The sequence below is a fragment of the Prevotella sp. P3-122 genome (genome assembly GCF_002251365.1).
Classification (GTDB): Bacteria; Bacteroidota; Bacteroidia; order Bacteroidales; family Bacteroidaceae; genus Prevotella.
On the sequence record NZ_NPJH01000037.1, the window covers coordinates 21,469 to 47,285 of the forward strand.

Genomic DNA, 25,817 nt, shown 5'->3' on the forward strand with positions numbered 1-25,817 from the left:
GCATGGGTTATGCCCGGCTTCCCCTTACCCCGTCAAGCATTTCAGGGGCTTTATGCTGTAGTTTACCCGCGAATTCGGTTTCTTAGCCGTCAGTGAATGCAAAAGGGTTCTGATATGATTTGTTGTCCGTGTAGATATTCAGCGTGCCTCGCCGTCCTTATCCACTTGGCTGGCACGCTGATGAACTTGAATACGAAGGCTTTGATGCGGCTGGTCTTCTTTAGTCCGAAGGCTTTTGCGTCTATCCTGTCCATGAGGAACTTGTAGAAGTTGCGTATGAGTGCTGTCAGCAGCAGGAACACAGTGTTCTCTGCCATGAAGGACTTTGGCAGCCTTGCCCATCCGAAGCCATTGTTCATGTCATCGAAGATGCGTTCTTTGCCGCCTCTGAGGTTATAGAACTCCACAACCTCGCGGTTGGTTGATGTATAGTCGTTGGTCAGAATGCAGCGATACGTGTATTCTCCCTCCCACAAGTCCAGATTGCCATCCACACTCCGTTGCCGCTGTATGACAAGACGGTATGCCTTGCCCTCCCACTTCTCCGTAAGGATGGAATTCAGCCCATACTCTATGCCGTTGATTTCCTCGCGCTGCCATCCACGCAGAGCCAGCAGGCAGTCATACAGCGACGAGCAGTTGTTTGCACGGGTGTAAAAGTGTTCAGAGTGTTTCTCGACGGTTTCCACAATCTGCAGCGAGCAGGAACCGCATTCCATACGGGCACGTTTGATGCGGATGCCGTTCTGTTCCAGATTCGAGAAGATGCGCTCCAGCGTGTCCTGCTGGCGGAAATGCACGTTAGCATTGCCGTCGCGGTTCTCTATGCCCACGATGAGGTCACCTATGACTGCCACGCCGGGACTGTAGCCCGTGAACTTCTTGTAAGTCATCTTTGCATCGTACTTCTCCGTCTCTATGAACTGGTGGTCGAAGTCAAGGTCGTAAGACGCTCCTGCCACGAGCTGGCCTGTGTTCATGAGCACCTTCACCAGCAGACTGTTCAGTTTTGTAGCTGTATTGAAATGATAGTCCTTTCCCGTGTCAGAAGTATAGGTCGTGTTGGCGCAGCTCAGCTCGGAGATTCCCCTGAGAATTGTGTCAGAGCTGCACGTGCGAAGAGTGGGATGAAGCGAGAGATGGGGCATCAAATGGCTCGTCACATCCTCCACACAGTCGCCGCCACAGAAGTAGACACTTGACAAAGAACCCACAATCTCGCGCTTTGATAGCCGAACGATGTGCACCGAAGCCCCAGAACTTTGTCGATAACCGGACCAACAAAACGGGAAAAATGCTCCCTCACGTGAAATATTCCTCCAAAAGGAGTGATTTTCTCAGATTTCATGCTTACCTTTGCCATGTCATTGATGATTTTTGCTTGTCTTGATTTGCAGCACTAAGGTAAGTAAAAAATCTGACATGGCAAAATCCTGAGCTGATCGGCTTTGCCGCTTGCCTATGCAAGAACTTTTTGTTGCTCAGGTACTTATAAAAAAGTTAAACCAAAGTGCTGCGGAATTTAGGATATAATGATAAAAGCAAACAGCACCGCCATCACCGAGCAATGGCTTGGTGGCATTTCCTACGAAGTGGCATTTTGGAATAACGTATATAGGTGGCCCCATACCTTTCAGGGATTAATGTCCTGGGCTCATTATGGGTCAGTCATTAGTCTCGAAGGATTTGATGCCAACGCATTTCTGCTTACCCAGGACCATCCCAAAGTGTATGATGTGGGTGCAGGCTTGAGTTACGCCGTTGGTGACCATCTTGACAAGGAGGGAGAACTCATTCCCCTTGACATACATTATATGGACCCATTGGCCAACTATTTCAACCGCATCCTAAAGAAATACAAGAAGACCTTACCTGCCGTTGAGTTTGGCATGACGGAGTATCTCTCCGCCTTCATACCTGGAGATGCCTCACTGATTACCATACAAAACGCCCTTGACCACTCATCTTCGCCCATTAAAGGTATCGTTGAGGCCTTGGTGGCACTGCGAGAAGGTGGTGTACTTTACCTCAACCATCATCCAAATGAAGCGGAGATTGAACACTATAAGGGATTCCATCAGTATAATATTGATGAAACAGCTGGCGAACTCGTCATTTGGAATCAATCTGAAAAGATATATGTAGGCAGATTGCTTGGTGCTTTTGCATCTGTTGAAACGAAGCGCATGGACAATGGTCATATTGTCAGCATCATAAGGAAACAAGGAGATGACGTGTCGATGCCCGCTCCACTTTGCAAATATGTAGACCATCAGGCTGACAAGGCTGAGTTGTGCGAAGTTCTCCTGAGATACCAATTTCACAACACATCCTTGGTGAAGAACATGAAGAACAGTTTTCGTTTCGGCATGTTCAACGTTGTACAGTTCTTGGCACAAATGTTGCCATGGAATCTCAAAATGAAGGTGAAACGCCTGATCAAACAGGCGTGAGCTGTAGAAGGGGAATGGAAACTCCGTTTAATTTGTGTTTACAGGATCGTTAGTTTGATTCTGTCACCAATGCACATTGATGTTTTCCATGGACATGGAAGGGATTTGAGACCGTATTCATGTCTCATGTTCACGCCAGGTTCCCAACTGATTGCCGTATTCAGATTCCCAACTGATTGCCGTATTCAGTTCTCAACTGATTGCCCTGTTCAGTTGATGACTGGCAAGAATATCGCACAGAAAGCGCCAAAGCGTTAAAATAATGTTAACAGCCATTTGTAAAAATAGAAGAAAAGAGCAAATTTCTCTACTAACAGCCGATTGTTCATCTATTTCATTTGAAACAGATATTGATTCTATGTAATTTTGCAGACGAAACAAGACAATTCATCTACAAAACATCTTTCAGAAACCACCTGAAGATGACAAAAGCAATCACATCAAATATAGATTATCCTTAATTCCGCAACACTATTACAAATATAACTTTTTAAGTACCTGAGCAACAAAAAGTTCTTGCTTAGGCAAGCGGCAAAGCCGATCAGCTCAGGATTTGGCCATGTCAAAAAAATCACTTAACTTAGTAGTGCAAAAAAAATTAGCAATTCATTAACACGGCATGGCAAAGGTACAAATTAAATCTGAGAAACTTACTCCATTCGGAGGAATTTTTCACGTTATGGAGCTTTTTGAGCGTCATCTGTTGCATATCATTGACGGAACCCTTGGAAAGAGGTCTGTCTCTATTGGATACGATTATAGCGAGATTATACGTTCTCTCATGTGCGTGTATTTCTGTGGAGGCTCATGCGTCGAGGATGTTTCCAACCATCTTATGGGACATCTGAGCTTGCATCCTTTATTGCGCACTTGTAGTTCAGACACCATCTTGCGTATGATGAAAGAACTTACCTGCGACAACATCACATACACCTCCGATACCGGAAGAGACTATGACTTCAACACCTGTGACAAGGAGAACGAATTACTTGTCAATGCACTTGTCTCCACAGGACAGCTTGTGCTAAAAGAGGAATACGATCTTGATTTTGACCACGAGTTTCTTGAGGCTGAGAAGTATAATGCAAAGATGACCTACAAGCACTTTTTGGGATACAGCCCCGGTGTGGCAGTTATCAACAACATGATCGTCGGCATTGAGAATCGCGACGGAAACGCTAACGTCAGATTTCACCAACAAGACACCCTTGAGCGTATCTACACAAGATTTGAGGGTAAGGGTATAACCATTAACCGTTCCCGTATGGATTGTGGCTCATGCTCTGAGGAAATAGTCAAGACCGTTGCCCGGCATAGCAAGCTTTATTACATACGTACAAACCGCTGTCAGTCAATATATAACGATATATTCGCATTGAGAGGATGGAAGTGTGTGGAGATAAATGCCATTGAATACGAGCTGAACGCAATTCTCGTTGAGAAATGGAAGGGGACGGCATGCCGACTCGTTATCCAAAGACAGAAGCGCCCAGGCAGAGAGCAAGATATCTGGGAGGGTGAATATACTTATCGATGCATCATGACTAACGACTATGAGTCAACCCCGGAGGAAATTGTTGAGTTCTACAACAAACGTGGAGCCAAGGAAAGAATCTTCGATGACTTGAACAATAGCTTCGGATGGAACCGGCTGCCAAAATCCTTTATGACTGAGAATACTGTGTTCTTGCTAATCACAGCCTTGATACGCAACTTCTATCAATTCCTTGTGCAGGCAAAGGACTTGAAGTCATTTGGTCTTAGACCCACGAGCAGACTGAAAGACTTCACCTTCAAGTTCATCAATGTGCCCGCAAAGTGGATTAAGACGGCAAGGCAGTTTGTACTTAATATCTACACGGAGCAGAATGCGTATGCGACCGTCTTCAAATCTGATTTCGGATAATGAATGCAGACATATTGAATTTTATAGCGGTGAGCTCCTATACGCTTTATGGGGTAAGGGGTGTTGTACGCCAAAAGATGCTAATCGAAAGGATAGGAGCCGTTTCTGGCTACAATTCTCACAAAGAAATAGATTTTGGGTCAAAACTGGCATTACCGGCTCTTCTTGCGGATTTTAGGGTAATGATTATTGATTATTGATTACTGATTATTGATTGCTGATTATTGATTGGTTGCATGCCATCCGTAAAAGTCGGGTTACTTCATCAGGTCTGGCCTAAGCTTCTTGGTGCGCTCCATGGCTTGGTCGAGTTCCCACTGTTTGATTTTCGCCTCGTTGCCACTCAGCAATATCTCTGGCACCTTCCATCCCTTGTAGTCGGCAGGACGGGTGTAGATAGGTGCCGACAGCATGTCGTCCTGAAAGCAGTCGGAGAGTGCGCTTTGCTCATCGCCAATCACACCGGGTATCACCCTTACTATGGCATCGGCCATGACGGCCGCGGCCAGCTCGCCTCCCGTGAGGACAAAGTCGCCAATGGAAATCTCGCGTGTGATGAGATGCTCCCTTATGCGGTGGTCGATGCCCTTATAGTGTCCGCATAATATAATAATGTTGCCCTTCATCGACAGTTCGTTGGCCACATGCTGGTTGAACTGCTCGCCATCGGGCGAGGTGAAGATGACCTCGTCGTACTCGCGCTCGGCTTTCAGCGCGGATATGCACCTGTCAATAGGCTCGCATTGCATCACCATGCCGGCGAAGCCTCCGTAGGGATAGTCGTCGACCCTGCGCCATTTGTCGAGGGTGTAGTCGCGGAGGTTGTGCAGGTGTATCTCTGCCAGCCCTTTCTTTTGGGCCCTTGCCAGAATGGACTCGTTGACGAAGCCCTCAAGCATCTCTGGCAATACTGTTATGATGTCTATTCTCATTTCTTAGTGTGATTTTGCGGATTACTGTTCTGCCTCAGTCGTAGCGGTAGCGAAGCGTGCTATGAAGTCATTCTCAGAGATGACGCTTATGCCCAGTTCTGCCGCTTTCTTGTTTTTGCCTGAGGTAGATGTGATGTCGTTGTTTATGAGGAAGGAAGTAGACTTGCTGACGCTTCCCGTTACCTTTCCTCCCTGGCTTTCTATGTATGCTTTCAGCTCGTTGCGGTTCTTGTAGTGGAATACGTCTCCCGTAATGACGAATGTCAGTCCCTGGCAGCTGCCTCCCTGGCGTGCCTCTATGGCAGTCTGCTCAACATCTATGCAGTCCATCAGCCTGGTGAGCTTGCCGTAGTTGCCGTCATCCTTCATCCATCTGGCCAGCGACGCAGACTTCTCCGGTCCTATTCCTGGAATGTGTGCGAAGTAGTCGTCGGCTTTCTCCCGTGCGTGTGTTATCAGCTGCTCGAGCGGGTACTGCGCCAGCAGTCTCTTGCACACGTCGGCTCCGCACAGCGGGATGTTGAGAGCGTAGAGCAGCTTGCGTGCGTCGGCCTTGCGTGCCTTCTCTATGGAGCGTATGATGTTCTGCATGCTCTTCTGCCCGAAGCCGTCCATGCGCGCCATCTCATGTCGGTAGTTGTTGAGCGAGAAGATGTCGGCATACTCCTTTATCCATCCCATGTTGACAAACTTTGCGATGGTCTGCTCGGATATGCCGTCGATGTCGAGTCCGTCCTTAGATACAAAGCGAGCAAACTTTCTCAGTTCCTTGGCCGGGCATGCGCTGTTGGTGCAGTGCAGGGTCTGGGTGCCGCTGGCCGTGCTTTCCACAATCCTTGTCTCACTTCCGCATACGGGGCAGCAGTCGGGTATCTCCAGCTCGCCAACCTTCCTGGCCACCCTGACCACTTTTGGGATAATCTTGTTGGCCTTGATGACCGAAATCTCCGTACCCTTGCCTCCAATGTCCAATCGCCTACATTCGCTGATGTTGCACAGCGATGCCCTCTTGACGGTAGTGCCCTCAAGGTCTACAGGGGCGAAAACGGCCACTGGCGATATGGTTGATGCCGCGCACGACCATTCGATATGGTCGAGTAGTGTGTCTGCGCTCTCGTCCTGCCACTTGAAGGCATAGCCTGCCCTTGTGGCGTGATGTCCTGTCACGGAGCCGGTCGATGCGTATTCCGTATCGTCGTAGGTGATTACCAGTCCGTCAACGGGGTAGGGGTTGTGGTTGCCCGTAACCATATTGGTCCACTCGTCTATCGTGGCCTGTATGTTGCCCAGTGTCGGGGAGTCTATCAGCTCATGGTCGATGGTCTTGAAGCCCAGACCGTCGAGGAAGTCCATTCGCTTTCCCCATGAGGGTATGCTGTCGTCGGAGTGTACCAGCGTGAATGGAATCCAGCGTATGCGCCTCTGTCTCATCTCGTCAATGTCTTTGAGAGTCAGTGACCCTGATGCGAGGTTTCTCGGGTTGGCATACTCCTCGTCCGACTCCATAAGGAACAGCTCGAAGTCCTTGTAGGATATCACGGCCTCGCCCCTTATTACAAGGTGCCCCTGATAGTTAATCTCAGGCAGTATGCCGGAGATGGCAGGTGCCATCCTCGTGATGTTTGTGCCTTGGTGGCCGTTGCCGCGTGTCACTACCTTGCTCAGCTTGCCATTGTCGTAGGTGGCAACAAGTGTCAGGCCATCGAGCTTCCACGACAGCCATACTGGTCTTCCCTCAGCCCACTTTACGAGGTCTTGTACGGACTTGGTCTTGGCAAGGCTCAGCGCGGGGTACTCGTGGTCCTCCTTCTGTCCGGCTACGTTGTCCTCGGAGACCCTTGCCGTTGGTGAGTCCTCAAGCACTATGCCCGTCTGGCTCTCAAGTCTTTTAAGCTCATCGAAGGCCGCATCCCACTCGTAGTCGGTCATCTTCTCTCCCCGTCCGTTGTAGTAAGCGTCTGATGCCTCGTTGAGCATTCTGACGAGCTGCCTCATTCTTGTAGTTGTTTCTTCTGCCGTCATTATGTGTCTGATTATTCCGATGGGCAAAATTACGAAAAAAAACACAGAATGCTTCTTGTAACTCAGAATTTATTGATACCTTTGTGAAAAATTCACCAAATGAGAGTTATTGTTTCTTCCGAGTTGGCTTCTGTGTGCCCTGTCTTCGTAGGTGCCTGCATAGAGGCTACAGTTGTGAATACCGTTCATGATGATGCGTTGTGGACGGCCATAGAGTCGTTGGGCGAGAGCTACCGCAACACCTTATCTACCGAGACGCTAAAGGACATCTCAGCCATTGCCTCCACGCGCAGGGTCTACAAGGCTTGTGGCAAAGACCCCTCACGCTACCGTCCTGCCGCCGAGGCACTTATCCGCCGTATGCTTCAGGGAAAGGAACTCTATCCCCGTGACACCCTCGTAGACCTTATCAACCTTGCCTCCATGCGCTATGGATACAGCATTGGCGGCTTCGACGCCGATAAGTTCTGTGGCGATACCCTGACGCTGGGAGTAGGACGCAGCGGTGAGCCGTACGAGGGCATAGGACGTGGCATTATGAATATTGAAGGCCTGCCGGTATACCGTGACGGGAAGGGAGGCGTGGGAACCCCTACCAGCGATAACGAACGTACAAAGATAGGTCTTGACACTACCCACCTTTTAGTTCTGGTCAATGGCTATGACGGCTCGGAGGAAGGAGTGTGCAAGACAGCAGAGTACATTCAGGAACTGCTGCGCAGCCATTGCTCCTCGGATGGTGGCAGATATTTTGTATATAGAATGGAAACAGACAGCTTTCAGAAGCTGTAAATAGGAGGAGATAGGAGGAGATAGGAGGAGATAGGAGAATATAGGAGGAGATAAATGACGTATGTTAAAGCCTGTTTTTTTTACTATTGTCTTCGAACCCCTCGAACCCCTCAACCCCTTCGAACCCCTCAAACCCCTCGAACCCTTCGAACCCCTCAAACCCTTCGAACCTTTAAAACATATATTTTATTATGGCTATAGTAATAGGAATAGACGTAGGCATCAGCACTACAAAGATAGTGGGAATAAATGAGGATGGCAAGGTTGTGTCGCCAATACGCATCAAGGCCACCGACCCTGTAACATCCCTCTATGGCGCATTCGGAAAATATCTCTACGACAACAATATCTCGCTCTCAGACATTGAGCAGGTTATGCTAACGGGCGTAGGCTCGGCATATATCGACTCACCCATATACGGACTGCCTACGGGTAAGTCCGATGAGTTCCTGGCCGACGGTCTCGGAGCGCGCTATGAGACTGGACTGAACAGGATGATAGTAGTGAGCATGGGCACAGGAACATCGCTCGTGCAGTGTGACGGAGACGACATCAGGCATATTGGCGGAACCGGAATAGGAGGTGGAACGCTAATGGGCCTGTCGCGCATAATGCTCAAGACCGACGACATCAAGCAGGTATACACTCTGGCACAGGAGGGAGACATTTCGAAGATTGACGTGCTCATTGGCGACATCAGTCCTAATCCCTTGCCGGGTCTGCCTCGCAATGCCACGGCCTCGCTCTTTGGCAATGCCAAAAGCAACGCCACGCGTGAGGACATAGCACTGGGCATCATCACGGCCGTACTGCAGACGATAGGGTCGAGCTGTATACTCTCTTCGTTGGGCTCGGGAATAAAGAAGTATGTCCTCATCGGCAACCTCACACTGCTGCCGCAATGTACCAAGGTATTCCCGGCTATGGAGAAACTCTATGGGGTGAAGTTCATCATACCAAAGTATAGCGAGTTCTGCACAGCCATAGGTGCCGCGCTGACCTATATAAATGAAAAGAAATAAGACAATTATCCATAATCATATTCAAACTATGCTAACTAAAAACTTATTATTACTGATTGCAGCTGCTGTTCCAGCGCTCTCGCATGCACAAGGCACGCTTGACGACTATCAGCGGGCCTACTCACTCTACGACAAGTTCAAGGCCGACAATGTTTACCATTGGGCGAGGAATGTAGCCTGGAAGGACTCGTCATCGCTCGTTGGCTACGACATCCAGACGTCGGAAGGCCGCCAGTGGGTCACTTACGATGCCGCCAACGGACAGCGGAATGTCTTCGCCAACGAGGAAGACTACAGGAAGGCCATGGGACTAAAGGCTCCAAGACAGCGTAAGCCGACATTCGGACGGCAGCACCAGAGGCACTGGATGGAGGTAGACGAGGAGAACACTCCACGGCCTGTAGCCTCTCCCGACGGCAAGACAGAGGCGTACATCGAGGAATACAACCTTGTCATACACGAGGTGGGAAAGCCATACACAGAGAAGAGGATACTCACGCAGGATGGTACCATCGGACTGTATTACAGCAACCGCATCATGTGGTCGCCTGATGGCAAGAAGATATTCGTATGCAAGCGCAAGCCCGTGCAGAAACGGTTTGTTTACTACGTGGAGTCATCACCATGGGACCAGCTGCAGCCGTATCTGCACAAACAGGAATATGCGAAACCGGGCGACGAGCTGCCACAGCTCTATCCCTGCATATTCGATGTAAGCACGGGAGCAAGGGTGGAGGCAGACACCAAGCTCATAGAAAACCAGTATAACCTTGACTGGTTCCAGTGGGCGCCAGACTCCAAGACCGTGACCATGGAGTACAACAAGCGCAGCCACAAGCTCTATCAGATGCTTGCCATGTCGGCAGAGACAGGAGAACTGAAAACCATCGTGGAGGAAACGTCTGACAAGTTTGTCAACTACAGCAGAATCTGGCGGCAGTTCATAAACAATGGCAAGCAGCTGCTGTGGACATCGGAACGCGACAACTGGAACCATATATATATGGTAGATCTCGACGCTACAGCCCCTAAGGGCAAGAAGGCGGCACGCACGCCACGAACAACAATCAGGCAGATTACCTCTGGCGAATGGTGCGTAAGGGCCATTCAGCATGTCGATGAGAGCAGCAAGGTTATATATTTCTCTGCCTGCGGAATGAACAAGGACGAGGACCCATACCTTATACATTATTATAAGGTGAACTTCGACGGAACAGGACTGGTATGCCTGACACCCGAGGAGGGCAACCATAGCGCAACGTTCTCCTACGACTACCGTTTCATTGCAGATACCTACTCGAAGGTTGACAAGGCGCCTGTCACCGTATTGCGGTCGGCCACCGATGGAACGCTAATAACAAAGCTTGAGGAGGCCGACATAACAAAACTGACGGACAACGGATGGCAGGCTCCTGAGGTGTTCCATGCCAAGGGACGTGACGGACAGACGGATATGTGGGGTATCATACAGCGTCCCACCAACTTCGACCCCTCACGCACTTACCCCGTAATAGAGTATATCTACGCAGGCCCGGGCGACTCATACACTCCGAAGAGTTTCATCTCGTACAACTGGAATACGACTGCTCTTGCCGAGCTGGGTTTCATAGTCGTGCAGCTTGATGCCATGGGAACATCGTGGAGGGGCAAGGCCTTTGAGGAGACTTGCTACAAGAACCTTAAGGATGCAGGCTTCCCCGACCGGAAGCTGTGGATAAAGGCCGCGGCGGAGAAATATCCCTACATGGACTCTACACGGGTGGGCATATTCGGTGCCAGTGCCGGTGGTCAGGAGAGCACTACGGCCGTGCTTTTGCATGGCGATTTCTACAAGGCTGCCTACAGCTCATGCGGATGCCACGACAACCGTATGGACAAGATCTGGTGGAACGAGCAGTGGATGGGATGGCCCATAGACTCGAGCTACGTTGAATGCTCGAACGTATACAATGCCCACAAGCTGCAGCGTCCGCTGATGCTCGTTGTCGGCGAGCTTGACGACAATGTAGACCCTGCCTCCACCATGCAGGTGGCCGATGCCCTTATCAAGGCCAACAAGGATTTTGAGCTTGTTGTTCTCCCCGGTGTTCACCATACCATGGGTGAGCGGTTTGGCGAGCACAAGCGCTTCGACTTCTTCGTGCGCAACCTGCTTGGTGTCACACCGCCGAAATGGGGTGATATATCAAAGTAAACAGCTCACATATCAAGAAAAGCCTCACCATACTCCTGATGGAAATATGGTGAGGCTTTATATTTGTTGTGGTTTCAAATATCCTACAGCAGATGGAGCTTGCCTATGGCGATGAGCACTGCGTAGCCGATAATCAGCGAGAGGAGTCCTGCTGTCAATCCCACGCGTGCCATGTCTTTCTGCTGGATGAGACCAGTAGAGTAGGCGATGGCGTTTGGAGGTGTTGAGATAGGCAGGGACATGGCGCAGCTGGCTGCTACGGCGATGCCTATGAGCACTGTTGCCGTACCGCCGATGATGCCGAGTGAGTCGCCCATACCCTTACATACCACAGAGAGTATAGGAATGAGAAGGGCGGCCGTGGCAGTATTGGAAATGAAGTTGCTCAGTGCGAAGCATACTAGTCCGCTGATGATAAGTATGACGATGGGGTTGAGGTCGCTGAAAGGAATACTCTTGATGGCATTCTCGGCAAGCCCCGTACCGTTCATGGCAAGACCGAGGGCGAAGCCGCCTGCCACCATCCAGATGACGGCCCAGTCAATTTTCTGCAAGTCCTTGGCGGTGATGACACCCGTAAAGGCGAACACGGCTATAGGCAGCATGGCTGTGGTGTTGGCATTGATGCCGAACTGCTTTCCGAACACCCAGAGGATGATAGTCAGTGCGAAGGTTACGGCAACAACAACGGTGCGCCAGTTGTGGCTTACGTGGCCCTCAATCTTCAGCTCGATGGTCTTCTGTGTGAAGGGGAAGAACTTCAGTATGATGAACCATGCCAGCAGCAGCATCACGATGACCATAGGCACCATGAAGCCCATCCACTGTCCGAAACCGATGCCCATGTTGAGACCCTCGGGGTCGTTAAGCACCTTGTAGGCGAAGGCGTTTGGAGGAGTACCAATAGGTGTGCCCATACCGCCGAGGTTGGCACCTACGGGAATGGCCATGGTTAGCGCGATGCGTCCCTTGCCGTTGGCAGGCAGGGCCTTGAACACCGGTGTGAGGAAGGTGAGCATCATGGCCGCTGTGGCGGTATTGGAGATGAACATCGAGAATACGCCTGTGATGAGCATGAAGCCGAGAAGCACGTTCTCGCTCTTCTTTCCAAACGGCTTGATGAGATTCTTTGCCATCAGCACGTCGAGACCACTCTTGGTAGCGGCAATGGCAAGGACGAAACCGCCGAGGAAGAGTATAATAGTAGGGTCGGCGAAGCAGGCCATGATACCTACGGAGTCGAGCAGCTGCCCATATTCGTCGTCATTGCCCTGAAAGAACTTGAACGAGGAGTTGGAGACGCAGAACAGCAGTACGAAGATGATGGTTACGGACGTTGCCCAGGCAGGGATGGCTTCGGTAAGCCAAAGCATTACCGCCATGACAAAGATTGCGATAACACGCTGCTGAACCACTGTGAGGCCGTCGATGCCGAACACGCTCGAGGGCAGATTCCATACTACAATTGTCGCGACAATGGTAGCAGCAAACATTACGAATTTCCTGATATTGAAGTCACCGGAAAGGGCTTCTTTCAGCTTTTCTTGCATATTGTTTAAGATAATGATTATGAAATTGAGTGCAAAATTACCACTTTTTTTCTTAACAAGCAATTTGATACCATATTTTTTTATTACCTTTGTGCCCGCAATTGGTTCTTGTCACAGATTAAAAAGGGAATCAGGTGTAAGTCCTGGACAGTCCCGCTGCTGTAATCGGCATTATTGCCAACAGACCATATGATGTCACTGGGAGCATTCCTGGGAAGACGTCTGTTGGAGCCGAAAGTCAGAATACCTGCCATTGCCATAGACATTTCAATTTCTCGAGGAAGAATGAGAAAAGTATTGACCTACATATTGCTTGTGCTGGTGTCATTGTGTCCCTTCGGAGCCGTTGCCCAGCCTGACTCCGTCTCCCTGCAGGGGGTGGAGGTGACGGGTGTCGCCCCTTGCCGAGAGGCTATGGCGTCAACTCCCGTTCAGGCGTTCACTCAGGAGCGTCTGCATGCTCTTGGCATTGGTACCATGACAGAGGCTTTGAGGCATATTGCCGGAATAACCGTCCGTGACTATGGCGGTGCGGGTGGAATGAAGACCGTATCGGTAAGGGGAATAGGCGCGCGCCATACCGGAGTTGTCTACGACGGTCTTGCTGTCGGCGACTGTCAGACGGGCGAGACAGACCTTTCACGGTTTACGGTAGACAACATGAGCCGGCTGGCCATGGTCGTAGGCGATGGCGACGACATCTTCGTGCCCGCAAGGCAGGCTGCCGCGCCTGCATCACTACACATCGTTACCACGCCAGACTCGGCGGGCTGGCAGGCAAGGATTAGTGCTGGCTCATGGGCCACTCTCTCACCATCGCTCAGAATGGCACTGCCTGTTGGCAAGGCCATGGTGGATGTCTCTTGCAACTACCAGCACTCGGACAACAACTATCCTTTCTATCTGCGTAACGTGACGCTCGTCACAAAGGAACACAGACGCAACAGCAAAATGGATGCCGGCAGGGCTGAGGCTGGTATGAGATGGATGCCGGCACCGCAGACCGTGCTGACAGCCAGGGCATACTATTACGACAACGACAGGCAATTGCCGGGAATAGTAAGACTATATACCCAGGACAACGACGAGCAGCTGCGCGAGCGCAATGCCTTCGTGCAGTCATCGCTAAGGACGGCTCTCGCAGACTGGCTGCTTTGGCAGGCCAATGCAAAGTTCAGCTGGGCGGCATCCGCATATAGGATCGGACAGCCGTCTGGCGGCATCACGAGCCAAAGCTACTGGCAGAGGGAATATTATGCCTCTACCGCATTGCTCTTGTCGCCATTCCGGGCCGGGGCTTGGCGTAATCTCACCATTGACTATTCGGCAGACATCTCGCAGAACAACCTTAACTGCACGCTCGACAAATGGGGACACCCCCAGCGCGTTACTTTCCTACAGTCGCTTTCGGCAAAGTATAGCTCTGGTAGAATTACTGCCATAGCCCGCGGGCTATGGACAAACTGCTGGGACAGGGAGAATGGCGGAGAAGGCAGCAGGCATGAGCAGAGACTGTCGCCGTCGGTGAGCATGTCGGTAAGGGTGTTGGACAACAACCGCCTCATGCTCAGAGCTTTCTGGAAGAGTACGTTCAGAATGCCCACCTTCAACGAACTGTACTATTATCATATAGGCACTGACAACCTGTTGCCCGAGACAACCTCGCAATGGAATATCGGTGCTGTGACAGAACACAGCTTTGGTACAGGAGTGGGGAGCCTTGCACTTGCGGCATCGGCAGATGCCTATGTCGCCAAAGTGGAGGACAAGATAGTTGCCATTCCGTTCAATATGTTCGTATGGAGGATGATGAACCTCGCAAAGGTAAGAACGTCTGGTGTTGACATCACAACCAACATGGCATGGCAGGCCGCAAGGAGGCACAGGCTAACCTTGTCGGCAAACTACAGCTTCCAGCGGGCGCAAAACCGTAGCAATCCGTCGTCGCCCAACTATGGCAACCAGATTGTCTATACTCCACAGAATACCTTTGCCGTAACGGCAGGATGGGAAAACCCATGGGCTGACGTCATAGTCACCGTTGACGGTATGGACGAGAGATGGACTACCAACGAGCACAGCAACGGGACGCGCATGGACGGATTTGCAGAAATGGACATCACGCTTAGGCGGAGCTTTAGCCTGTGGGGGGCAAGGGCTGTTGCCGATGCTGCTGTACTCAATCTCACCGACAGGCAGTATGACATAGTAGCACACTATCCCATGCCCGGCCGCAGTTTTAGGATTACGCTTACACTAACTAACAACAAATAACAACAAGTAAAAATGAAAAAGTATCTTTTATCTATGGCTGTTCTGCTTGCAGGAACAATGGCCTTTACATCATGTGATGACGATGACGATAACGGTGGCGTCCTCATCGCCCCTGTCCAGACTGTTGACGTTGACGGCGTCTATGTAATCAACGAGGGAAGCTATTATTCTCAGATTAACGGCTCGCTCGACTTTCTGAATTTTGACAAGGAGGCAAATGCCTTCACTATGAGCCGCAACATCTTCGACGCGGCCAATGGACGCTCTCTCGGCGGTACTCCCAACAATGGCTTGATGTTTGCCGACTCTGTGCTTTGCATTGCGGTAAGCGACGAGAACAGGGTAGAGTTCGTGAATGTGAACAATAATGTGGCCTATGATGCCGTCAGCATAACAAGTCCTCGCGAGATTGCAACCGAGGGAGACTACATATATGTGACTGCATATACAGGCAAGGTGTACAAGATAGACATGCGCACACGCTCCATTGCAGGCGAGAGCACACAAATAAATGGCAACCTGGAAGGAATTGCCGTGGCAGAAGGCTCGCTGTATGTCTGCACGGCCTGGAACCCGGACTACTCCTACAACAAGGAGGTGGTGGTGCTCGATGCTCAGGGACTTGTGCCGACTGATACCATCACCGTGGCAGAAAATCCTGTTCAGGCAATAGCTGCCAATGGCGGCAATGTCTACATACTCAGCCAGGGCAACTACTATGATGTGGCTGCCACAGTGCAGTGTATAGACAGGAATGGCAATGTGAGCGTAATCGGCAATGCTACCATGATGGCATACGATGAGCTGCACTCAAAGCTCTATCTTGTCAATGCCCCATACGGTGAGGCTCCACAGTATAAGGTATACAATGAGGAAGACAAGACAACAGCCGACTTTGCGGTTGGCACGACGATATTCTCGCCCTATGCCATCAGCGTCATGCCATGCTCTGGCGAGGTGTTCGTAAGCTCGCTGTCGCCAAATCCCGATGCTCCCGAATATGCCAGCTATACCACCGACGGCGTCCTTTACCGCTTTGACGCCGACGGCTCGCTGCTTGGCTCATACACCTGTGGCGTATGTCCGGGAACCATCGTATGCCGTACGCATACGGAAAGCAAGTAAATGACATATGCGACACCTTATTATATATATAGTCCTGTCTGTCGCCATCACCATGATGCAGGCTTGCTCGTCGCAGGGCACGCCTGCGGATGGTGGTGGCGATACCATTAGGATGAAGTATGCGCGGCTGCTCACAATGGTGCGATATGCCGACCATACGGATGTGCTCATTGCCGACCCATGGAATGAAGGCAGGCTATTGCAGAAACTGCGTATTGACAGTGGAGTACCATACCGTAAGGCACTGGTCTTCACGTCGGTGCACTGCCAGCTGATGGAGTATATCGGGTGTGAGGATTACATAGCCGGGGTCTGCGACCTGAGATATATGAACATACCCGGCATACAGCGTAGGGCTGCCAATGGATATGTGGCAGAAGGTGGTGACCTGATGCCTGTAGCTGATTGTGGCGATGCCATGTCGCCTGATATGGAGAAGGTTGTAACGCTCGCTCCCGACGTGATTATTGTCAGCCCGTTCGAGAATGGCAATGGGCAGCAGAAACTCCAGAGACTGGGTGTGCCTGTTGTCATGGCTGCCGACTATATGGAGGAAAGTCCGCTGGGCAGGGCAGAGTGGATGAAATTCTATGGGTTGCTGTTCGGTTGCCAGGCTAAGGCCGACAGCCTATTCGAGGTTGTTGACAGCACGTATCAAATGTTGAGGCAGATGGCAATAAAAATGCCAAAAGGACGTTCTATTCTTACAGAACGGAAGACCGGGCCTACATGGTATTGCCCGGGAGGACGCAGCACCATAGCCAGACTGATAGCCGACGCCAATGGAGGGTATGCCTTTGCCGGTGATACCCATCCGGGCAGTTTGGCACTGTCGTTTGAGCAAGTACTTGCCAAGGCAGGAGAGTCTGACGTATGGGCATTCAAATACCAGGGGGGACAACCGCTCACACGCCGGCAGCTGCTTGACGAATATCATGGATATGCCGGCCTGAAGGCATTCCGCAACGGAAACATATACCAGTGTGACACATCGTCAAAGCCTCTGTTCGAGGAGACGGCCTTCCGCCCGGATTTCCTGCTCAGGGAGTTCATACAGATATTGCATCCAGGGACAGACCTTGGTGGACTGAGGTATTACACAGATTAGCAGACAACAATGGTGAACGACGGACATGCAACAGGTAGCCGTATGGTTGTGGTGGCATTGGCTTTAGCGATGCTCGCCCTGTTTGTCGTGAACATATTCGTTGGCAGCACGCATGTTCCGCCCTCACAGGTGTTGGAAGTGCTTGGTGCCTGCTTAGGCTGTCCTGCGTGGGATGTCAGCGAGACAACGTCGTTCATCATTCTGCACAGCCGCTTGCCGCAGGCCGTAGTAGCAGTGTTTTGTGGTGCCTCGTTGTCGGTAGCGGGACTGATGCTGCAGACTGCATTCCGTAATCCCTTGGCGGGACCGTCTGTGTTCGGTATAACCAGTGGAGCAAGCCTTGCTGTGGCCATAGTGACCCTTGCCGTTGGCACATCTACGGCAATAGGGGGGCAGATAACGGTTGTTGCCGCAGCCTTTGTGGGAGCTACGGCTGTTACGGCACTGATACTTGCCCTGTCGGCCATCGTGCGTTCGGGAGTGATGCTGCTCATCGTTGGTATAATGATAGGCTATCTGTCATCGAGTGCCATCACATTGCTCAACTATTTTGCCTCTGCCGATGGCATGCGCAGTTACATGCTGTGGGGAATGGGAGATTTTGGGGCAGTGTCGTCAGAGCAGTTGCCAGTGTTCGTAGCGTTGTCTGCCTTGGCCCTTCTGTCAGCCGTATTGCTTGTCAAGCCTCTCAACGCCTTGCTGCTTGGCGAGCGCTATGCCGAGAGCCTTGGAGTTGACGTAGTGAGCGTGCGCAATAGGCTGTTGCTGTCTACGGGACTGTTGTCGGCCGTGGCTACAGCCTATTGCGGTCCGGTGTCTTTTCTTGGTCTTGCCGTTCCGCACATTGCCCGTTTGCTGATGCGTACTGACAACCATAAGTCGCTGATGCCCGTGACAATGGTGTGTGGATCTGCCATCGCACTGTTGTGCAATCTACTCACAACGGTGTTGTCAGACGGAGTGCTGTTGCCGCTCAATGCCATTACGCCCCTTATCGGTGCACCAGTGATATTGTATGTGATATTAAGAAAACGTTGATAAACACAAAAGATTTTTTATGCCAAGGATATTCACTAAGAAAGGAGACTGTGGGCAAACAGGTCTTGCTGATGGTACACGGGTCGACAAGAACGATACCCGGATAGAGGCTAACGGATGCCTGGATGAGCTGAACAGCATACTCGGCATTGTGCGTGCAATGACTCGGCAGGAGATGGCAGAGGAAGTGAGAATGATACAGCTGGACCTGATGAGTGTAATGACAATAGTGGCCGGTGGTCATGCAGACGTCAGCGTGCTGCGGGAGCATACTGAACGTTTTGAACGGATTATGTCGGAATCGGAGTCGTCGTTCCGCTTTGTAATTCCTGGTGACAGCCTCGTCTCGGCATGGCTCGACATGGCACGCGCGCACGCCCGTACTTGCGAGAGGAGATTGTGGAAGGTGAATGCCGACGTGACATTGCCTCAGGAATTGCTGGCTTATATAAACCGCCTTAGCGACTACCTGTTCCTGCTGGCAAGAAAGGATTGATGCCGTCCTCCCCAATTCTCCATTCTGGTCTGTTGTGAGACTGTCAAAAAACAGGCTCGTCAGATATTTCGAGTGATTGTCATTCATAGCAGTGTGGTCTGGGTATACTACAAGGCTGTACAATTTGATGTCCAAAAAAATGGTCACCCTAATTCAGAATTTCATGTCGGCAGTTATTGCGCTGTAAGCGCGTGCTGGTTATTGTGCAAAGCATTGCATCCGCCAACGCAAAGCATTGCATCCGCCAACGCAAAGCTTTGCATCCGCCAACGCAAAGCTTTGCATCTGCCCACGCAAAGCTTTGCATCCGCCTACGCAAAGCTTTGCCTTCATTTAGGAATTGAACATCACTCCATAATCGGATGAAAAAACAAGCCCGACTCCATTTTCGTGAGAATAGAAAATGGAGACGGGCTTATTATAATATATAAGTCCGGTAAAGGATGCCTGCTATCTCAGCACATCAGTTAGCGGCCTCGAATTCCTTCAGGAAGCGGGTGTCGTTTTCGGAGAACATACGGAGGTCGCTGACACGGTATTTCAGGTTGGTGATGCGCTCAACACCCATACCGAAGGCATAGCCGGTGTATACCTTGCTGTCTATGCCGCAGGCCTCAAGCACATTGGGGTCAACCATACCGCAGCCAAGAATCTCCACCCATCCGGTGTGCTTGCAGAAGCCGCAGCCCTTGCCACCGCAGATATGGCATGAGATGTCCATCTCCGCACTTGGTTCCGTGAATGGGAAATAGCTTGGGCGCAAGCGTATCTTCGTGTCCTCGCCGAACATCTCGCGGGCAAAGGTGAGAAGCACCTGCTTAAGGTCGGTGAAGCTGACGTTCTTGTCCACGTAAAGACCTTCTACCTGATGGAAGAAGCAGTGGGCGCGTGCGCTGATGGCCTCGTTGCGGTATACGCGACCAGGGCAGATAATTCTTATAGGAGCCTCATGCTTCTCCATGTAGTGTGACTGGTCGCCAGAGGTATGGCTGCGGAGGAGTATGTTCTTGGTAACGTCGTTGAGCTTGCTCTGCTCAATGAAGAATGTGTCCTGCATGTCGCGTGCCGGATGGTCGGCGGCAAAGTTGAGCTTTGTGAACACATGAAGGTCATCGTCAATCTCCGGACCTGTTGTCAGCGTGAAGCCCATTCGCTGGAAGATGTCTATGATCTCGTTTGTGACAATGGTCAGCGGATGGCGTGTGCCGAGAGATATAGGGTAGGCACTGCGTGTGAGGTCTATGTTGTCTGACGTGGCCTCTGCCTCGGCGAACTGCTCGCGGAGGTCGTTGATCTTCTGTGTTGCCGTTTGCTTCAGCTCGTTGATTTTCATGCCGACAACCTTCTTCTGGTCCGCCGGTACCGAACGGAAATCGTTCATCAACAGGCTTATCTCGCCCTTCTTGCTGAGGTACTTCAGTCTCAGCTGCTCAAGCTCTTCGGCATTGCTTGCCTTGAGCTCGCTAACTTCCTTGAGAAGTGTTTCTATCTTTTCTAATAGCATGTCTGAAATAAATAATTGCTGCAAAGGTACTAATAAAAAAGTGAAAATTAAAACAATGTAACATTGAAAATACAAAAGTATCATGCTTTTTTGTCGTTATATCAATTTTTATGTGTACTTTTGCCAGAGTTTTTAACAGAATGGACCATGAATAGAGGTTTGCTTTTTGTTGTGCTGCTTGTATTCGCCTGCTCCTTGTGCCTCACCAATAGCGGATGTACGGACAAGAAGACCGCGGGGGGCGACTCTCTCGTCACTGACTCCCTGGCGACGGACTCGGCTGCTGCCGACTCTACAGACGAGATTATCGCTGACACTCCCATGCCAAAGGCTGCTGACGAGCTGTTTGATGATTTCTTCTTCAATTTTGCCTCAAGCAAGAAACTGCAACTTGAGCGCGTGGACTTTCCGCTGCCTGTTTATAAAAACGGAGAGTTGATGAAGACGGTGGAGAAGGACAAGTGGAGAATGGAGCGTTTCTTCATGAGGCAGGGCTATTACACCTTGCTCTTCGACAGCCGTAGCCACATGGGTGTTGTCAAGGACACAGCGGTGGCGCACGTCGTTGTCGAGAAAATATTCTTCGATATCAAGACTGTGCAGAAGTTTGTCTTCGACAGAGTAAGGGGAGCGTGGAGGATGAAGTCTATCTGCTACGACCCTGTATACAAGAACAACAATGCCAATTTCCTGAAATTCTATGAGCATTTCGCCACCGACTCCCTGTTCCAGATCGAGAGTATGGCCGACGAGGTGAAGTTCACTGCTCCAGACCCTGACGATGATTTCTCTACCATGACTGGATGGATGATGCCGGGACAATGGCCCGACTTCAAGCCTGCGCTCATTCCTGAGGGAAACATCTACAATATTATTTACGGTAAGGAATACCCTGAGAGCAAGACCAAGATTTTGGTTGTCAGAGGTATCTCGAACGGACTGGAGATTGAGATGGTGTTCAAACGGCAGAAAGCCACTGGACATTGGCTATTGACAGAATTTTCAAGTTAAGCTATGCGCGATATTAGAAATTACTCACTCCTGGAACACAATACCTTCGGCATTGATGCCATGTGCGGCCGTTTCCTGGAATATGCGTCTGTAGACGAGGCCGTGGAAGTGGCGGGGATGATATCCTCGTCGCCATTCCTGATTGTTGGTGGAGGCAGCAACCTCCTGCTCACGGGCGATTATCCCGGCACGGTGGTAACGCCTGCCCCGATGGCCGATGTCAGTGCGGGGGTATGCCTTGACAGCAAGAACCTTACGCTCAGATGCTGGGCCGGACTGGTATTCGATGATGTCGTGAACTACTGCGTCGATAAAGGACTGTACGGCCTTGAGAACCTGTCGCTTATTCCAGGGCAGGTAGGCGCAAGTGCGGTACAGAACATCGGAGCATACGGAGCCGAGGTTAAGGATGTCATCTGTTCTGTAGAGGCGGTGGAGATAGCAACAGGCAAGGTGGTGACCATACCGGCGGAGGAATGTCGTTACGCATATAGGCAGAGCCGTTTCAAGACAGAGTGGCGTAACCGTTTCCTCATAACTTTTGTCACCTATCGGCTATCAACATCATTCACTCCACATGTCGACTATGGCAATATTCGAGCAGAACTGGATGCCAGGGGCATAGCAACGCCTACGGCACGCCAGCTAAGGGATGTCATCATAGACATAAGAAACGCCAAGCTTCCTGACCCGAAGGTGGAGGGTAATGCCGGTAGCTTCTTTATGAACCCCATTGTAAGCAGGGAACAGTTCGAGAACATAAGGCGGGACTATCCCTCAATGCCGTTTTACGAGGTGAGAAACGTTCTGGGTGAATGCACCGCTTACAAGATACCGGCAGGATGGATGATTGACCAGTGCGGATGGAAAGGCAAGACCATTGGCCCGGCTGGGGTACACTCTCGTCAGGCTCTCGTGCTTGTAAACAAGGGTGGAGCCACGGGAAGTGACATAGTAAGACTTATGAAGGCTGTGCAGCATGATGTATGTGAGCGTTTCGGCATCAGCCTGCAGCCAGAGGTGAATATCGTGTGATGAACAAGGCAAAACTATATTTCCTTGGTACAGGAACGTCGGGCGGAGTGCCCTCGCTCGGGTGTACGTGCGAGGTCTGCAAGAGTAGCGACCCTCACGACAGCAGACTGCGTACTGCTGCCATGATAGAGACTGCCAGCACCAGGCTGCTCATAGACTGTGGTCCCGACATACGACAGCAGCTCATGGACAAGGAGTTCCGGCGCATCGACGGAGTGCTTGTCACCCACTCCCATTACGACCATGTCGGCGGTGTGGATGACTTGCGTCCTTACTGTACGCTCGGAGACATAGACCTCTATGCCAACAGTCAGGCTGTCAGGGCTATAAAGCAGATGATGTATTATTGTTTCACCGACAGACTCTATCCAGGGGTGCCACGCCTCCGCCTGAACACAATTTATCCGCACAAGCCGCTCATCATTGGCGATATACAGGTAATGCCCGTAGAGGTGATACACGACAAACTGCCCATTCTCGGATTCAGAATAGGCAGTTTGGCATATATCACTGACATCAAATACATCGACAATGCCAACATGGAGCTTATAAGGGGAGTCGACTGTCTTGTAGTGAGTGCGCTCAGATGGGAGAAGCCCCATCATTCCCATTTTCTTGTCAGCGATGCCCTGGAACTGTCAAGAGCCATAGGAGCGAAAGAAACATGGCTTACGCATCTTACACACAAAATTGGACTTCACAGCCTTGCCAGCTCCATGCTTCCACAAGATGTACATTTGGCATACGATGGCGGTGAGGTAGAGTTCTGTCTGTGATTGCAGCTTGGAGTGTAAGGTAAGCCTCACACACAATGTTTGTCGGAAACGGGTTAGAACTCGCTCGTAAAATGGAACTTTATGTGCTCGAAGTCCTGCTGTGCCATGCTCAGCACGTAGCCTGAGTCTGCGAGGAACACGTCACGTCCCTCAATGTCCTTTGCCATGTACTGGTACTTGCGTTTCTTGAAGTTTTCGAGCTGCGTCTGGTCATCGGCCTCTATCCAGCATGCCTTGTGCAGGTGGACAGGCTCCCAGCGGCACTTGGCGTTGTACTCGTTCTCAAGCCTGTACTGGATTACCTCGAACTGCAGTTGCCCTACGGTGCCTACGATGCGGCGCCCGTTGAACTGGTTTACGAACAGCTGGGCTACGCCCTCGTTCATAAGCTGCTCAAGTCCTTTCTGGAATTGCTTGCTCTTCATAGGGTCGTCGTTCTCGATATACTTGAACATCTCGGGCGAGAACGATGGCAAGCCGCGGAAATGAATCTGCTCTCCCTCGGTGAGCGTATCTCCAATCTTGAATATACCATTATCGGGCAGTCCTACGATGTCGCCGGGATATGCCTCCTCGATGGTGCTCTTCCGTTGTGCCATGAACTGTGTGGGCGAAGAGAAGCGCACGGTCTTGTTCAGACGTATGTGCTGGTAGGGCTGATTGCGGACGAACTTGCCAGAGCAAACCTTGCAGAAGGCGATGCAGCTGCGGTGGTTGGGGTCGATGTTGGCGGTAATCTTGAATATGAAGCCTGTGAACTTCGGCTCTTCCGGCTCCACGGTGCGTTCCTCAGCCTTGGTTGGCTTTGGTGACGGGGCTATCTCAACGAAGCAGTTGAGCAATTCCTGCACACCGAAGTTGTTCAGGGCTGAACCGAAGAATACTGGTGCAACCTCTGCGCTACGGTAGGTGTCAACGTTGAATTCCGGGTATACTCCGTCGATAAGCTCAAGGTCGTCGCGAAGCTGCTGTGCCTCGCGCTCTCCTACATGCTCGTCGAGTTCTGCGGAGTTGATGTCTACGGCCACTTTCTCCGTTACGCGCTGCTTGTTTGGAGTGAAGAGGTTGAGCTGCTGCTCGTAGATGTTGTATACTCCCTTGAAGCGCAGACCCTGTCCTATGGGCCATGACAGTGGTCTGACCTTTATCTGCAGTTCCTCCTCAAGCTCGTCGAGCAGGTCGAAGGGGTCACGTCCCTCGCGGTCCATCTTGTTGATGAAGATTATTACAGGCGTGTTGCGCATGCGGCATACCTCCATGAGCTTTCTGGTCTGTGCCTCCACACCCTTTGCCGAGTCAACGACAATGATGGCCGAGTCAACGGCAGTCAGCGTGCGGTAGGTATCTTCGGCAAAGTCCTGGTGTCCCGGTGTGTCGAGGATGTTCACCTTGTACGGGTCTCCCTCCGTGCCCTCTGGCAGGTAGTCGAATTCCATTACGGACGTGGACACAGAGATTCCGCGCTGTTTCTCAATGTCCATCCAGTCGGACGTTGCCGTCTTGCGTATCTTGTTGCTCTTTACGGCTCCGGCAACCTGTATCTGTCCTCCGAAGAGCAGGAACTTCTCGGTAAGGGTTGTCTTACCGGCGTCAGGGTGTGATATGATAGCGAATGTTCGTCTTCTTTCTATTTCCTTGTTCATGTTGGGATTTGAAAGTTGAAAGTTTGTAGATAAAGGGTGGATGTTCTAAGATTATTATTGGATCATCAGCTGCCTTACACATAGGGCGAGTGAGTCTTCCCAGTATGGCACCTCGATGCCGTATGTCTGTTTGATTTTTGTCTTGTCGAGCACGCTGTAGTGCGGGCGGTGGGCTGGGGTGGGGTATTCGGCGGTGTGCAGCGGCTTGACATGGCATGTGGTTATGCCGGCAAGGCGGTGTATGGCTTTTGTGAAGTCGTACCAGCTGATAACACCCTCATTGGAGAAATGGTAGATGCCGGGCACTATTCCCTTGCTTATTGCCGTCATGATGGCCGAGGCAAGGTCGGCGGCGTAAGTTGGGGTGCCTACCTGGTCGAAGATTACCCCGAGCTGCTCCTTCTCTTTGCCAAGCCTTATCATGGTCTTGACGAAGTTGTTGCCAAAGGTGGAGTAGAGCCATGCCGTGCGGATAATCATGGTGCGGCTGCACTTTTCTGTTGCCAGCCTCTCGCCCTCAAGCTTTGTCTCTCCGTAGACGCTGTTGGGGCATGTTGCCTGGTCTTCCGTGTAAGGTGTATGGTTGGTTCCATCGAAGACATAGTCGGTGGAAATCTGTACAAGCCATCCGTTTCTGCGCTCAATGGCTTCTGCCAGGAATGCCGGTGCCTTGGCGTTGAGCAGATGGCACAGGTCGGTGTTGCTCTCAGCCTTGTCAACAGCGGTGTAGGCAGCGCAGTTTACGATGCCGTCGATAGCGTTGCCGTCAACAAATGCATTGATGGCCTGCGGGTTGGTTATATCCAGTTCTGCCACGTCGGTGTTGAAGAACGTATGCTCTGGGTATTGCTTCTCAAGCAGCTGCATCTCGTTGCCCAGTTGTCCGTTGCAGCCTGTGATAAGTATGTTCATGTTATCGTGTATTATATATAAATA

Annotated in this window: 20 protein-coding genes, 1 pseudogene and 1 riboswitch; of the genes and pseudogenes, 14 read left to right on the forward strand and 7 right to left on the reverse strand. The window is 51.1% G+C overall.

Annotation, left to right across the window (positions count from 1 at the left end; all coding sequences use genetic code 11):
• Positions 1–82 precede the first annotated feature (82 nt).
• A pseudogene (locus tag CIL02_RS06760) lies at positions 83–1,363 on the reverse strand (IS1380 family transposase).
• A gap of 169 nt (positions 1,364–1,532) precedes the next feature.
• Between CIL02_RS06760 and CIL02_RS06765 the strand changes: the two are divergent.
• The 3 genes from CIL02_RS06765 (at position 1,533) to CIL02_RS06775 (ending at position 4,559) form a co-directional block, all read left to right on the forward strand.
• Complete coding sequence (locus tag CIL02_RS06765) at positions 1,533–2,453, forward strand: hypothetical protein (protein ID WP_094400211.1); 921 nt, start codon at positions 1,533–1,535, stop codon at positions 2,451–2,453.
• A 619-nt stretch (positions 2,454–3,072) separates the two neighbouring features.
• Positions 3,073–4,359: an IS1380 family transposase gene (locus tag CIL02_RS06770; protein WP_094400213.1), complete on the forward strand. Its 1,287-nt coding sequence runs from the start codon at positions 3,073–3,075 to the stop codon at positions 4,357–4,359.
• Positions 4,359–4,559, forward strand: a complete 201-nt coding sequence (locus CIL02_RS06775; RefSeq protein WP_094400215.1) for a hypothetical protein — start codon at positions 4,359–4,361, stop codon at positions 4,557–4,559. The genes CIL02_RS06770 and CIL02_RS06775 overlap by 1 nt, the downstream gene beginning before the upstream one ends.
• Before the next feature lie 57 nt (positions 4,560–4,616).
• Here CIL02_RS06775 and trmD read toward each other — a convergent pair whose 3' ends face one another.
• Positions 4,617–5,291, reverse strand: a complete 675-nt coding sequence (trmD, locus tag CIL02_RS06780; protein WP_094400217.1) for a tRNA (guanosine(37)-N1)-methyltransferase TrmD — start codon at positions 5,289–5,291, stop codon at positions 4,617–4,619.
• Positions 5,292–5,312: 21 nt separating this feature from the next.
• Positions 5,313–7,313 carry an NAD-dependent DNA ligase LigA gene (gene ligA, locus CIL02_RS06785; RefSeq protein ID WP_094400219.1) on the reverse strand — a complete coding sequence of 667 codons (2,001 nt, stop codon included), beginning with the start codon at positions 7,311–7,313 and terminating at the stop codon, positions 5,313–5,315.
• 99 nt (positions 7,314–7,412) lie between these two features.
• Here ligA and CIL02_RS06790 point away from each other — a divergent pair, with 99 nt between their 5' ends.
• From CIL02_RS06790 to CIL02_RS06800, 3 genes are all read left to right on the forward strand, one after another.
• Positions 7,413–8,105 (forward strand): B3/4 domain-containing protein, encoded by a 693-nt coding sequence (locus tag CIL02_RS06790; protein ID WP_094400221.1) that lies wholly within the window; start codon positions 7,413–7,415, stop codon positions 8,103–8,105.
• A 191-nt stretch (positions 8,106–8,296) separates the two neighbouring features.
• On the forward strand, positions 8,297–9,127 hold the full coding sequence (coaW, locus tag CIL02_RS06795; protein WP_094400223.1) for a type II pantothenate kinase: 831 nt from the start codon (positions 8,297–8,299) through the stop codon (positions 9,125–9,127).
• A gap of 28 nt (positions 9,128–9,155) precedes the next feature.
• Entirely contained in the window at positions 9,156–11,321 is a 2,166-nt protein-coding gene (locus CIL02_RS06800) for a S9 family peptidase (RefSeq protein ID WP_170935035.1), read from the forward strand.
• An 83-nt stretch (positions 11,322–11,404) separates the two neighbouring features.
• On the opposite strand, the gene CIL02_RS06805 is transcribed toward CIL02_RS06800, so the two are convergent.
• Positions 11,405–12,871 (reverse strand): DASS family sodium-coupled anion symporter, encoded by a 1,467-nt coding sequence (locus tag CIL02_RS06805; RefSeq protein ID WP_094400336.1) that lies wholly within the window; start codon positions 12,869–12,871, stop codon positions 11,405–11,407.
• Between the two features lie 85 nt (positions 12,872–12,956).
• Positions 12,957–13,141: riboswitch (cobalamin riboswitch) on the forward strand.
• Between the two features lie 15 nt (positions 13,142–13,156).
• Between CIL02_RS06805 and CIL02_RS06810 the strand changes: the two genes are divergently transcribed.
• From CIL02_RS06810 to CIL02_RS06830, 5 genes are read left to right on the forward strand one after another with little or no spacing between them, the layout of a single operon-like run.
• Complete coding sequence (locus CIL02_RS06810) at positions 13,157–15,145, forward strand: TonB-dependent receptor (RefSeq protein WP_094400227.1); 1,989 nt, start codon at positions 13,157–13,159, stop codon at positions 15,143–15,145.
• Between the two features lie 12 nt (positions 15,146–15,157).
• On the forward strand, positions 15,158–16,270 hold the full coding sequence (locus tag CIL02_RS06815) for a YncE family protein (protein WP_141210150.1): 1,113 nt from the start codon (positions 15,158–15,160) through the stop codon (positions 16,268–16,270).
• A 7-nt stretch (positions 16,271–16,277) separates the two neighbouring features.
• Entirely contained in the window at positions 16,278–17,378 is a 1,101-nt protein-coding gene (locus tag CIL02_RS06820; RefSeq protein ID WP_094400231.1) for an ABC transporter substrate-binding protein, read from the forward strand.
• A 9-nt stretch (positions 17,379–17,387) separates the two neighbouring features.
• Positions 17,388–18,416, forward strand: coding sequence for an iron ABC transporter permease (locus tag CIL02_RS06825; RefSeq protein WP_240513562.1), 1,029 nt, complete (start codon positions 17,388–17,390; stop codon positions 18,414–18,416).
• A 19-nt stretch (positions 18,417–18,435) separates the two neighbouring features.
• Positions 18,436–18,912: a cob(I)yrinic acid a,c-diamide adenosyltransferase gene (locus tag CIL02_RS06830; protein ID WP_094400233.1), complete on the forward strand. Its 477-nt coding sequence runs from the start codon at positions 18,436–18,438 to the stop codon at positions 18,910–18,912.
• 463 nt (positions 18,913–19,375) lie between these two features.
• On the opposite strand, the gene pheS is transcribed toward CIL02_RS06830, so the two are convergent.
• Entirely contained in the window at positions 19,376–20,416 is a 1,041-nt protein-coding gene (gene pheS, locus CIL02_RS06835) for a phenylalanine--tRNA ligase subunit alpha (RefSeq protein WP_094400235.1), read from the reverse strand.
• A gap of 147 nt (positions 20,417–20,563) precedes the next feature.
• On the opposite strand from pheS, the gene CIL02_RS06840 reads away from it, so the two are divergent.
• From CIL02_RS06840 to CIL02_RS06850, 3 genes are read left to right on the forward strand one after another with little or no spacing between them, the layout of a single operon-like run.
• Positions 20,564–21,427 (forward strand): DUF4348 domain-containing protein, encoded by an 864-nt coding sequence (locus CIL02_RS06840; RefSeq protein WP_094400237.1) that lies wholly within the window; start codon positions 20,564–20,566, stop codon positions 21,425–21,427.
• Positions 21,428–21,430: 3 nt separating this feature from the next.
• A complete protein-coding gene (gene murB / locus CIL02_RS06845; RefSeq protein ID WP_094400239.1) occupies positions 21,431–22,462 on the forward strand; it encodes a UDP-N-acetylmuramate dehydrogenase in 1,032 nt (343 codons plus the stop codon).
• Positions 22,462–23,238 (forward strand): MBL fold metallo-hydrolase, encoded by a 777-nt coding sequence (locus CIL02_RS06850; RefSeq protein WP_094400241.1) that lies wholly within the window; start codon positions 22,462–22,464, stop codon positions 23,236–23,238. The genes murB and CIL02_RS06850 overlap by 1 nt, the downstream gene beginning before the upstream one ends.
• 53 nt (positions 23,239–23,291) lie before the next feature.
• Here the strand turns inward: CIL02_RS06850 and CIL02_RS06855 are convergent, their stop codons facing one another.
• Positions 23,292–24,881 (reverse strand): peptide chain release factor 3, encoded by a 1,590-nt coding sequence (locus CIL02_RS06855; RefSeq protein WP_094400243.1) that lies wholly within the window; start codon positions 24,879–24,881, stop codon positions 23,292–23,294.
• A 54-nt stretch (positions 24,882–24,935) separates the two neighbouring features.
• Positions 24,936–25,793 (reverse strand): dTDP-4-dehydrorhamnose reductase, encoded by an 858-nt coding sequence (gene rfbD, locus CIL02_RS06860; RefSeq protein ID WP_094400245.1) that lies wholly within the window; start codon positions 25,791–25,793, stop codon positions 24,936–24,938.
• Positions 25,794–25,817 lie beyond the last annotated feature (24 nt).